The organism is Halanaerobium saccharolyticum (assembly GCF_003053565.1).
GTDB lineage: Bacteria > Bacillota > Halanaerobiia > Halanaerobiales > Halanaerobiaceae > Halanaerobium > Halanaerobium saccharolyticum_B.
The window spans coordinates 1-11,376 of record NZ_QAXS01000038.1; the positions used below are offsets into that span (position 1 = coordinate 1).

At 30.7% G+C, this 11,376-nt stretch carries 10 protein-coding genes; 8 read left to right on the forward strand and 2 right to left on the reverse strand.

What is annotated here, in order from left to right; genetic code table 11:
- The first annotated feature begins 97 nt into the window (after window positions 1-97).
- On the forward strand, window positions 98-988 hold the full coding sequence (locus C8C76_RS12450; RefSeq protein WP_375135330.1) for an RNA polymerase factor sigma-54: 891 nt from the start codon (window positions 98-100) through the stop codon (window positions 986-988).
- Window positions 989-1,014: 26 nt separating this feature from the next.
- On the opposite strand, the gene C8C76_RS12455 is transcribed toward C8C76_RS12450, so the two are convergent.
- Together C8C76_RS12455 and C8C76_RS12460 are read right to left on the reverse strand one after the other, a co-directional pair.
- Window positions 1,015-2,385 (reverse strand): methyl-accepting chemotaxis protein, encoded by a 1,371-nt coding sequence (locus tag C8C76_RS12455; protein WP_108142131.1) that lies wholly within the window; start codon window positions 2,383-2,385, stop codon window positions 1,015-1,017.
- 309 nt (window positions 2,386-2,694) lie between these two features.
- On the reverse strand, window positions 2,695-3,048 hold the full coding sequence (locus C8C76_RS12460; protein ID WP_108142133.1) for a hypothetical protein: 354 nt from the start codon (window positions 3,046-3,048) through the stop codon (window positions 2,695-2,697).
- Between the two features lie 184 nt (window positions 3,049-3,232).
- On the opposite strand from C8C76_RS12460, the gene C8C76_RS12465 reads away from it, so the two are divergent.
- From C8C76_RS12465 to C8C76_RS12495, 7 genes are all read left to right on the forward strand, one after another.
- Entirely contained in the window at window positions 3,233-6,052 is a 2,820-nt protein-coding gene (locus C8C76_RS12465) for a sigma 54-interacting transcriptional regulator (protein WP_108142135.1), read from the forward strand.
- Between the two features lie 34 nt (window positions 6,053-6,086).
- Complete coding sequence (locus C8C76_RS12470) at window positions 6,087-6,404, forward strand: PTS sugar transporter subunit IIB (RefSeq protein ID WP_108142137.1); 318 nt, start codon at window positions 6,087-6,089, stop codon at window positions 6,402-6,404.
- Window positions 6,405-7,667, forward strand: a complete 1,263-nt coding sequence (locus tag C8C76_RS12475; protein WP_108142139.1) for a PTS sugar transporter subunit IIC — start codon at window positions 6,405-6,407, stop codon at window positions 7,665-7,667. It abuts the gene before it with no gap.
- Window positions 7,668-7,679: 12 nt separating this feature from the next.
- Window positions 7,680-7,991: a PTS lactose/cellobiose transporter subunit IIA gene (locus C8C76_RS12480; RefSeq protein WP_108142141.1), complete on the forward strand. Its 312-nt coding sequence runs from the start codon at window positions 7,680-7,682 to the stop codon at window positions 7,989-7,991.
- Window positions 7,992-8,226: 235 nt separating this feature from the next.
- Window positions 8,227-9,474, forward strand: coding sequence for an ABC transporter substrate-binding protein (locus C8C76_RS12485; RefSeq protein WP_108142143.1), 1,248 nt, complete (start codon window positions 8,227-8,229; stop codon window positions 9,472-9,474).
- Between the two features lie 191 nt (window positions 9,475-9,665).
- Window positions 9,666-10,418 carry a carbohydrate ABC transporter permease gene (locus tag C8C76_RS12490; RefSeq protein ID WP_258222558.1) on the forward strand — a complete coding sequence of 251 codons (753 nt, stop codon included), beginning with the start codon at window positions 9,666-9,668 and terminating at the stop codon, window positions 10,416-10,418.
- Window positions 10,419-10,481: 63 nt separating this feature from the next.
- The gene (locus tag C8C76_RS12495; protein ID WP_108142145.1) at window positions 10,482-11,360 is read left to right on the forward strand and encodes a carbohydrate ABC transporter permease; all 879 of its coding nucleotides are present in this window, start codon (window positions 10,482-10,484) and stop codon (window positions 11,358-11,360) included.
- Window positions 11,361-11,376 lie beyond the last annotated feature (16 nt).

Below are 11,376 nucleotides of genomic sequence, written 5' to 3' on the forward strand. Positions count from 1 at the left end.
CAAATAATTAATTCAACGGAGCCAGGCAGATGCCTTTTTTTATTTAGATATTTTTAGATTTACATTTTTTTCTTCACAACATTAATTATACAACCCTATAAATTATGAAAATTTTATTGCTTATAGTCCACATTTTTGTGAAAGCATAGAAAAACAACTTTTTGAAGTTTTAAAAGAAGAAGAACTGGAGCTAGGAAAATTTATTGTTGGTAATCTTGATCACAAAGGTGAACTTAGCCTTGGCATTGAAGAGATAGCAAAAATATTTTATGATTCAAGTACAGAAAAGAAAATGGAAAAAGTTGAAGAAATTTATCATAAAATTAGAAATTTAGATCTCGAAGAAGCAATAAATTCTGTTAACCCCTGTGCGGAATATGTAAAATCAGATCTAATTGTAGAAAGAACAGAAACAGGTTATCAAATAATTGCTGATAATAATGATTTTAATTTAAATATTAGTTCTTATTATTTAAATTTATTAAAAAACAGTAATGACTCTGAAGTAGAAGAATATCTGCAAAAAAAATATAAATCTGCATTATGGTTAATAAAAAGCATTGAACAGAGAAAAAATACAATTATTAAAATTTTAAAAACAGTTATTGACAAACAATATGATTTTTTTGAATATGGTTTTAAATATTTATATACCATGACCATGCAGGAGGTTGCAGATGATATAGAAATGCACGAATCTACAGTAAGTAGAGCTACAACGAATAAATATATTCAGACTCCTCACGGCACAGTACCTTTTAAAATCTTTTTTAACAGTGGTATTGACAATTTATCTTCTGTAAGCATTAAGGCAATAATAGTTGAATTAATAAAAAATGAAGATAAAAAATCACCATTGAGTGATTCCCAAATAGTTGAGATATTTAATGAACGTTATGAGCTTAATATTTCAAGGAGAACTGTTGCCAAATATAGAAAATCTTTAGCAATTAAAGGCTCAAGGTCAAGAATGAAAAATAAGCCCTGAAAATTTCAGGGCTTAATGACTATTGTTTAAATTGAAAATAAGTTAAGTGCTTTTTCTAACTCTTTAATAATTTGATTTAATTCTTCTGAGACATTTGTCAATTTATCAGCAGAATTTTTTTGTTTTTCACTTAAAGAATTAACTCCTTCTGTTGTGGCCGATGACTCCTGTGCAATTGCTGCTATGTCAGCTATCTGTTCAGAACTCATTTTTTTATATTTATTGATTGATTCTACAGAATTATCTAGGTTTTTGATATAGGAAACTATTTGATTTAATTTTTGATTAATCATTTTAAAAGCAGTTTCGGTTTTTTCTACAGACTGATGCTGTTCTAAATAAACTTTTTTAGCTGTTTCAACCTCTGCAGCAGATTTTTTGCTTTCCATTGTAATATCTTTTATTATGTCTTTGATTACCTCTACAGATTCAGACGATTTTTCTGCTAAACCACGTATTTCGGCAGCTACAACTGCAAAACCCCTCCCGGCATCTCCGGCTCTAGCAGCTTCGATAGAAGCATTTAAAGATAAAAGATCAGTCTGTTCACTTATATCTTCAATTAGACTAATTACACTGTCAATCTTTTGAGCTTTTTCATTCAAATTTTGAATATCATTAATTACTTTATCCGAGATATCTGCAGCGTTTTTGCTTTTTGCTTTTAAACTTTTAACGGTTGTATTTGCACTGCTGCTGGTATTTTTAATATTATCTGTTAACTGATTCATGTTCTCTATTGTAAGATTTACATCTTCAATTTTTTGAGATAAGTTTTTCATCATATCTGTTGCTGCCTGAGCTTCCTCGGCCTGTTTTACTGCTCCATCTGCAATACTATTAATTGACTCTGAAATAAGTATAGAATTTTCTTCAGAAGTATTTGCCAGTTCATTTACCTGACTGGAATTATCTATTACTGATTCAGCAGTATCTTTGCTCTTTTTAATCAGGGAAGTTATTTTAGCAGTCATTTTATTAAAGCTATTACCTAGAACAGCAAACTCATCTTTACCAATAATATCAACTTTCGTATTAACTTTACCTTCCCCCACTTTATTTAGCGAATCAACAATTTTATCAATTGAAACAGAAAAATTTTTAGAAACAAGTCCTGCAATAATTATTGAAACTAAAATACATAAGATTGCTATAATCAAAATAAAGTTTCTATTATTATGGATTTCTTTTAAAAGAGAGGCCATTGGTATTTGGGCGATTAGTTTCCAGCTATTATTTAATTGATCATAAGCTATTAAACTATTATTTTCTTCAGATATATAGCTGTTATTATCCAGATTTAATACTTGAGAGATATTTAAAAGCGATTGTTTCTTTTTCTCCCCGATTTTAGTATCAGAGATAGAAATCAGTTTATTATTTTGATCAGTTATCATTAATAAAGAATTTTCGCCAATATTAATATTTTCATATAGATCTGCAAAGATATCAGTGTTTAAAACAAAGACCAGTGCTCCAATTGTATTAAAAGTGTTGACACTTGTTAAAGATTTTATCAGATAAAAATTTTCATTATTGTTTAGCTTATGTCCCCAGATTGAATCTCCTTTATTTTGAACTGCAGATTTGTAAAACTGATTTTGAGAAAAATCAGTTTCAATTATTTCCGTAATATCTTCATTGAAGGTAGAAAAATTTGAACTTTCCGGTCGATAAATAATTATTCCTTCAATTTCTTTATTTGACTAGACAATAGAGTTGAGTTGATTATCAACATCTTTGATGTCCATTAATTCGTCAAAATCATCTTCATAATCTAGTTTAGATATTTTCTGCATTAAATCTCGATTTGAGATGATCATTGTAGAATTTTTTTCGATCTTTTCTAAATTATTATTTAAATTGATGCTACTTTGTTGAATTAATTGCTCAGTATAATGAGATATTTTATTTTCAATTGTTTCTCTGGCACTATTATAGGAGAAGTAACCGATAATTACAACTGGAATAATGCTAACTAATAAAAAGAAAACTAGTAATCTTGTTCGAACTTTAAAATTTGATAAAACTTTGTTTAAGTAATTTTTTATTTTGAACATATTATCCCCCTTAAAAGATATTAATTATCCTCACACTATATAATATGCAAGTATTATGCCAGATAGAGCAAACTCACAAAAATATATGCAAAAAAATATATTTAATTAAAAAAATTGCAAATTTAATTATTTTGTCTTATTATATAATATGAAATCTTAACAATCTTAAATTATTCTGCTGGAGGTGATTCAAATTAAAAAAATTGAAAAAGTTTATCAGTTTCTAAAAAATATGAATGAGCAGCAGGAAGGAGTTTCTGCAGCTGAGATTGCAGATGAACTCGATTCTAACCGAGCAAATATTAGTCGCTATTTAAATAAATTATATCGAGATGAGAGATTGGTCAAAATTCAGGGAAGACCTGTTCTATATAAATTAAAGTCAGGTGCCAATCATAAAAATACTAAAAAAACAGTAAATAGAGATATTGATTTAAAAGCTAATTATATAAATCAAAAAAGTAAATTGGATGAAATTATCGGGGCTAAGGGGAGTTTGAAAAATCAAATTCAGCAGGCAAAAGCAGCTATTTTATATCCTCCAAATGGTCTCCACACCTTACTCTTAGGAGAAACTGGTGTTGGCAAATCTATGTTTGCAAATTTAATGCATGGTTTTGCTGTTGATTCGGAAATGATTGCAAAAGATGCTCCTTTTGTCCAGTTTAACTGTGCTGATTATTCGGATAATCCACAGTTATTGATTTCCCAAATTTTTGGAGTAAAAAATGGTGCATATACCGGTGCCAACAAGGATCGAGATGGCTTACTAAAAAAAGCTGATCAGGGAGTATTATTTTTGGATGAAGTCCATCGACTGCCTCCACAGGGACAGGAGATGCTGTTTACTTTTATTGATAATGGACATTTTCGCCCACTGGGAGAAAGTGAAAAAAAGATGACCGCTCAGGTGCAAATAATTGCAGCAACTACTGAAGAACCGGGTTCATTTCTACTTAATACTTTTGTCCGTAGAATTCCAATGGTAATTAAACTACCTTCTTTAAAAAATAGAGGTTTAAAAGAAAGATTTAGGCTGATCGAAAACTTTTTAAAAGAGGAATCAAAGAATATAGGTAAAAGCATTTATATTGACAGGAATTCTCTAGTTTCTTTTTTATTGTATGACTGCCCGAATAACATTGGCCAGCTGGCAAGTGATATTCAATTAGCCGGTGCAAAATCATTTTTGAATTACAAAACTTCTGATAATGAATATATATTAATTTCACAGGAGGACATTCCAGAACATGTGCAAAAAGGAATTCTTAATTTACATCACAAACGTTCGGAAGTTGAAAATTTATTTAAAGGCCAGAGTGAAGTCCTGGAATTTTCTTATTCTGAAGAGAATAAAATAGTGAATTTAGATTCAGATACTAAAAATGAAGTAGGAACAGCAAAACCTGGCAAATTATTTTATGATGTAATAGAGGATAAATTAAATAGTCTTCGCCAGGAAAATATGAATAAAGAAAAAATTCAAAAGATATTAAATATTGATATTGAGGCTCACTTTAAAAAACACCTGGAATCACTACCAAATATTATTAATAAATCAGATATAAATAAGATTGTGGAAAGTGAAATTATAGAAATCACTGAAGCTATTTTACAGTTATCCTCCAGAAAACTGCAGCGAAAATTTGATAAAAAAATATTTCTGGCTCTGGCTCTGCATTTGCAGAAGAGTATAGAAAGAATCAAGGCTGGTGAAAAAATATATCATCCTGAATTAAACAACATTCGGATTAATCATTTTCAGGAGTTTATGACTGCAATTGAAGCAGCTTCATTAATAGATAAAAAATTTGAAATAGAAACTCCCTTAGATGAAATCGGTTATATCAGTATGTTTTTAATAAAAAATCCTTATCAGAGCAAAAACAAAAGTAAATCAGAGGTAGCAGTTTATATTTTGATGCATGGGAACTCTACTGCAACAAGCATGGCAGATGTAGCAAATAAACTTTTGGGAGAGAACTTTGCTGTTGGGATGGATATGCCTTTAGATATGGAGGCAGAGAAGTTCTTTAAGCACTGCAGTGCCGAAATCAATAAAAATGCTAAAGATAGAGATATTTTATTATTAGTAGATATGGGTTCTCTAACCGGTTTTGCAGAGATGATGGAAGCAAAGAATAATCGAAAAATAAAAATAATTGATATGGTGAGTACTCCAATAGTTATTGATGCCTGCAGGAAGGCAATACTTGGTCAGAGTATCGAAGAAATATATAATAATACTCTCAATTATATAGCTCAAAAAAGAAATAAAGCCCTTGCTAAAAATGATATCTTTACAGATGTTAAGGCTGAAGCTCAAATTAAAAAGAGCAAAAATTTAATTATTACAGCCTGTTTTACAGGAGAAGGGGCTTCCAGTAAGTTAAAGGAAATTATTGCAGATAAATATTCGCCTGCTAATTTAGAAATAATATCTCTCAATATCATAGATTATGATAACTTTATTAATAAAATAAAAGAGTACCAAAAAGATTATAATTTACTGGCAGTTGTCAGTACGGTTGATATTAAAAAGGCCGATATACCATTTATTCCAGCTGTTGATATTCTTTCAGGTAAAGCCTTTAATCAATTAGACACTAAAATGGATAATCTGGATAGTTATAATAAAATTAAAAATTCTTTAGGTGAACATTTAGAAAAACTTAACAGCAGTAAAATTGTTAATGAGTGCAAAAATATTATTGATTCAATTTTAAATGAGGCCAAAATGAAAATTGATAATGATGTTAAAATTGGGATCCTGATGCATATAATTTTCTTAATAGAAAAATTGCTTCAGGGTGAAAAAGGAAAAACTTTTGCTCAGTTAAATGATTATCTGAGTACAAACCAGTCTTTTATTGACCAGGTAGAAAAAAAGATGCTGTTTTTAGAAAAAGAATATGCTGTAAAAATCCCTCAGGATGAGATAGCATTTATTGCTCAGAGCTTTTTGGAAAACTCTAAAAGCAAAAATAATGTTGATAAAAATTGATTTTATGATAAATTAAATGACAGGTGGGATAAGGATGGAAAATGTAGTTTTAGTCTGTACTGCAGGAATGTCAACAAGTTTATTAGTTTCCAAAATGAAAAAAATTGCTGCAGAAAATAATATACAAATAAATATTGAAGCACTTGCTCAATCAGAATTGAAAAACTATAGTAAAAAAATTGATCTAATTTTACTTGGCCCACAGGTAAAATATTTATTAAATAATTTAGAAAGAGATTATCAAAACACTCAGGCAAAGTTTGCTGTAATAGATAGTATTCAATATGGAACCTTAAATGGTAAGGCAGTTTTAAACCAGGTTTTAACTCTTTTAGACAAAAAGGTGATATAAATGCTGAATAAATTTATGAGATTAATGGAAAATAAATTTGTTCCCGTAGCTTCCAAATTAGGTTCTCAAAGACATTTAATCGCTATTAGAGATGCCTTTATTTCAATCATGCCGCTAGCGATTATTGGTTCTTTGGCTATTTTAATTAATAATTTTCCCATTAGGGCATACCAAAATTTTATGGCCTTTTTATTTGGTCCCGAATGGACTTCATTTTCAAATTATATATACAGTGGGACCTTTGCAATTATGTCACTTTTGATTGTTTTTTCAATCAGCTACAACCTGGCTGATTCTTATGACACCGATCCTTTATTAGCTGCTTTAATTTCTTTTTCGGCGTTTATAATTACTATTATTCAGTCAGGAAAAGATGGATTGACTATTCCCTTTCAGTGGCTCGATGCTTCTGGGCTTTTAGTTGCTATCTTAGTAGCGATTCTGGCAACTGAAATTTATGTAAAGATGATGAATATCATCAAACTCAAGAAACAGAAAGAAGAAGGGACCATGAGTCCAATTTTAAATAGATACTTTTTTGCCTTGATTCCCACAATCATGATTTTTTTAATTTTTTCTCTAATGAGAATAGTTTTTGCCTCATTTGGAATTGAAAATATTATTGAAGAAATTTATAGATTAATCCAACTACCTTTAATGGGATTAGCCAATAATTTAGGTACAGCTTTAGTGATTGTATTTATAGGTCATTTTTTCTGGTTCTTAGGTTTACATGGAACAAATATTTTAGAACCGGTAATTCAGGCTCTATATCTGCCAGCTTTACAGGAAAACATTCAGGCTGTTAATAATAATTTGGCAGTTCCCAATATCTTTACCAAACCATTTTTTGATTCTTTTGTTTATATGGGAGGTAGTGGGACAACAATTAGTTTATTAATTGTTATTTATTTATTTTCAAATTCTAAAAGAAAAAGAGATCTAATGAAATTGAGTTCTACTCAGTCAGTTTTTAATATTAATGAACCAATCTTATATGGATTACCAATAGTAATGAGTCCCATTTATTTGATTCCATTTATTTTTACACCACTTATTTTAACTCTCAGCAGTTATTTTGCAATTCTAACTGGTCTTGTACCTAAAACTATTGCTATGGTTCCCTGGGGAACACCTCCCATAATAAGTGGTTTTTTAATTACTGGTTCGATAACAGGTTCTTTGCTGCAGATATTTAATATCTTTATTGGTATTTTAATATATTTTCCATTTGTTAAAATAGCAGAGAGGATTAAGGAGTAAAAGGAGGTAAATATGGATTTAGAAAAAATGATATTCACTATTATTTCCTATAGTGGTGATGCAAAAAATTTATTTATGGAAGCAATTAAATATGCTAAAAGTAATCAGAATGCAAAAGCGGAAGCATGTTTAAAGGAAGCAGACGAAAAATTGATTAAAGCTCATTTAAAACAGACCGAGTTAATAAAATTGGAGAGTAATGGCGAGGAAATTGAGAAGAGTATTTTATTAACCCACGGTCAGGATCATTTGATGACAGCTTCCTTATTAAAAGATCTGGCAAAAGAAATTATAGATTTACATAAAAAAATAAATAAAAGTTAAAAAAATAGTGTGTAAAAGCGTGTAATCTAACGATTGCGCGCTTTTTTTGTGCTTTAATTTAGAAAAAAATCGAAATAAAGAACTTTATAAATATTTTATTTTAATTAAGATAGCTGATCTGACAGCGTTTAAAGGGTTTTTGAAATTAATAGTTAAAATAAATACTTTTATTTTATTTCTCTGGCATGTAACTTGCAATTATATATAGGCAAATAACTATAAGGAGGAATTTTTAATGAAGAAAAGTATGATTATTGTTTTGGCTATGCTTTTAGTTTTATCTGTTGGTGTCGTAAACGCTGGAGCTGTTGAATTAAGAGTTTATTCTATGTTTTCTGGTGCAGACCCTGCATCTGGTGTTTATGAGGAATTGATAGAAGAATTTAAGGCAGAACATCCTGAAGTAGAGATTGTTGATGAGTCAGCAACTTTAGACGAAAGTGTTAAAGTTAGAATTGAAAATGATTTTGCTTCCGGTAATGAACCAGATATCACAATGTATTTTACTGATTCTCAGGCTAAACCAATTGTAGAATCTGGTCGAGTTACTCCTCTTGATGAAATTTTGGCAAATAGTCCAGAATGGAAGAACGGTTTTCTGGATTCTGTTTTAGAACAGGTTAAATACAGTGATGGAAATATTTATGCATTACCAATCACTGGTTTTTATGAAGGATTGATTGTTAACCTTGATTTATTTGAAGAACATGATGTTAAGATTCCAGAAACAAAAGAAGAATTATTTGCTGCTGTAGAGACTTTTAGAGCCAATGATATTGTGCCCATGGCAGCTGGTCTGGGTATGACTCCTCATTATAATATTGAACATTCTATTTTAAAGGTTGGTGGAGCAGCAGCTCACGATGCTGGAATCGCAGATGAGATTAATCCAATGTGGGTTGACGGTTTAAACCATATGCAGGAGTTATACGAAGCAGATGCTTTCCAGAAAGATACCCTGACTCAGGACTGGTCTGGAGCACGTCAGTTATTTAAACAGGGAAGAGCAGCAATGTTAGTCGAAGGTTCCTGGGCAATTGCAGATGCTCAAAACGAAGGAGCAAATAGAGTTACTATAGTTCCTTATCCAAAAGTAGGAGAAAACGGTAATCAGAGTGATTTAATTGCTGGTTTTACCTCTGGAATGTACTTAAGCAAAGAAGCGTATAATGATGATGAAAAACAGGAAGCAGTTGTTGAACTGCTCAAACATTTAACAAGTAAAGAAGCAATTAAGAAAATTGCTGAGGCAAATGGTGGTCTTCCAGCAGCAGATGTTACACCTGCCGGACTATCAAAACCTTATCAGGATGGCTTAGAAATGTTTAAAAACGCTGATCATGTATCTCTTCCAATTGATGCTCAGATTCAGCGACCAGCCTGGCAGACACTTGTTGATGGTGTAGCTTATATTGTTTCTGGTAGAAGATCAGCAGAAGATATTTTAGAAACAGTAAGAGAAATTGAATTACAAACAAGATAAACAGATTTAAATAATCAATGAGGAGTGGCACATACCAGCTGCTCCTCACTTTTTCACTGGAGGTGGAGACAATTAAATTTAAAAAAGATAAAAAAGTAATCTTTTTCTTCCTGTTACCCGCATTATTATTCTGGAGTATATTTTTATTCTATCCGATATTGAGAAGTTTTTACAAAACATTTTTCTTTACAGTGCACAATATTAATCCAGAATTTATTGGCTTTGGTAACTATATTAAATTGTTTAATGACCCAGTAGTCTGGCTGGCAACTAAAAATACTTTTATTTTCATGATTGCAGCAGTAGTTTTTCAGGTTGGCCTGGGAATTTTACTTGCGATTTTTGTTGATTTAATAAAATATGGTAAAAACTTTTTTAGAACAACCTTCTTTTTTCCAATAGTTTTATCAGCAGCCTCATTAGGTCTCTTATTTAGATTGCTTTATAATTATGATGCCGGTCTTTTAAATTCAGTGCTTAAATTTTTTGATATGGATCCAGTTTTGTGGCTTGATGCATCTAAGGCACTGGCAATGGTAATGATTCCAACAATCTGGCAGTATGTTGGTTTTTATTTTGTAATTATACTGACTGCACTAACTAAAATTCCTAATGCCTTGTATGAAGTGGCTAGATTAGAAGGAGCAACTACTTTTCAGAGAGTAACTAAAATAACATTACCATTAATTATTCAGGATATCAGAGTAACTATAGTGTTGGCAATTACAGGTACCTTAAAGGTTTTTGATATGGTTTGGATGATTACAGCTGGAGGACCCTTTGATTCTTCTCAAGTTTTAGGAACTTATATGTACAGTACTGTGTTTCAGAGAAGACTATTTGGTTATGGCTCCACAATTGCAATTTTTATAATTGTTTTAGGTGTGGTTGTAACATCATTAACCAATAAGTTTATAGGAGATAAAGATGTAACTATTGATTAAATAGTAGATAGAATTAAGTTAATAAAATTTTATTGATCATTAGATTAGAAAGGAAGTGTTTTAATGAAAACTAAGTTTTCTCCCAAAAAAGTTTTAAATAAAGTTCAGGATTACTTTATAGAGATATCAATGACCAAATTTGTTATCTACATGGTTTTAATTGCCTGGGCTTCCACAACTATTTTACCACTTTTGTGGGTAGCTAATAATTCTTTTAGAACCACAACTCAGATTGTTGATGCCCCTTTTAGCCTGCCAGATTCATTTAATTTAGCAAATTATGTTACTGCTACAGAACGAATTAATATTTTAAACAGTTATAAAAACAGTTTAATAATGTCAGGAACAACTGTCTTACTTGTTTTATTATTTGGTGGAATGGCAGGTTATGCCATGTCCAGGTTTAAATTTAAGTTTCGAGGCTTTATCAATAAAATGATTGTTGTTGCTTTAATGATTCCGGCTTTTGTAACTGTGGTACCAGTTTATGAGATTTTTATTGATTTAGGGATTGTAAATACCTATCTTGCCTTAATTTTACCCCATACTGCCGGTAATCTGGTTTTTGCAACTATGATGCTTTCTGCATATATGTCTTCTGTCTCTACAGAAATTGAAGAAGCCGCTCTATTAGATGGAGCTACAAGATGGCAGATTTTTAGCAGAATCTTTGTTCCAATCTCTAGGCCTGCTTTTGCAACTGTAGGAATTTTTACTTTCCTCTGGTCTTATAATGACCTTTTTTCTGCTTTAGTTTTTGTACCGAATAAGAGTGTACAGCCAATAACAGTTTTATTAAACCAGGTTAAATCACAGTATGGAACTGACCTTGGTTTACAGGCTACAGCAGTAATTGTGACAGTTATTCCAGTTTTACTTGTCTACATTATTTTACAAAAGCATATAATTAAAGGTTTAACTCAGGGAGCAGTTAAAGGATAAACTTATCAGAAAGGAC

Bases quoted from the DNA above. Each gene is read 5' to 3' on its own strand.
- C8C76_RS12455 (WP_108142131.1), bottom strand. From the start codon at position 2,385: ATGATAACTGATCAAAATAATAAACTGATTTCTATCTCTGATACTAAA.
- C8C76_RS12460 (WP_108142133.1), bottom strand. From the start codon at position 3,048: ATGTTCAAAATAAAAAATTACTTAAACAAAGTTTTATCAAATTTTAAA.
- C8C76_RS12475 (WP_108142139.1), top strand. From the start codon at position 6,405: ATGCTGAATAAATTTATGAGATTAATGGAAAATAAATTTGTTCCCGTA.
- C8C76_RS12480 (WP_108142141.1), top strand. From the start codon at position 7,680: ATGGATTTAGAAAAAATGATATTCACTATTATTTCCTATAGTGGTGAT.
- C8C76_RS12485 (WP_108142143.1), top strand. From the start codon at position 8,227: ATGAAGAAAAGTATGATTATTGTTTTGGCTATGCTTTTAGTTTTATCT.
- C8C76_RS12495 (WP_108142145.1), top strand. From the start codon at position 10,482: ATGAAAACTAAGTTTTCTCCCAAAAAAGTTTTAAATAAAGTTCAGGAT.
- C8C76_RS12470 (WP_108142137.1), top strand. From the start codon at position 6,087: ATGGAAAATGTAGTTTTAGTCTGTACTGCAGGAATGTCAACAAGTTTA.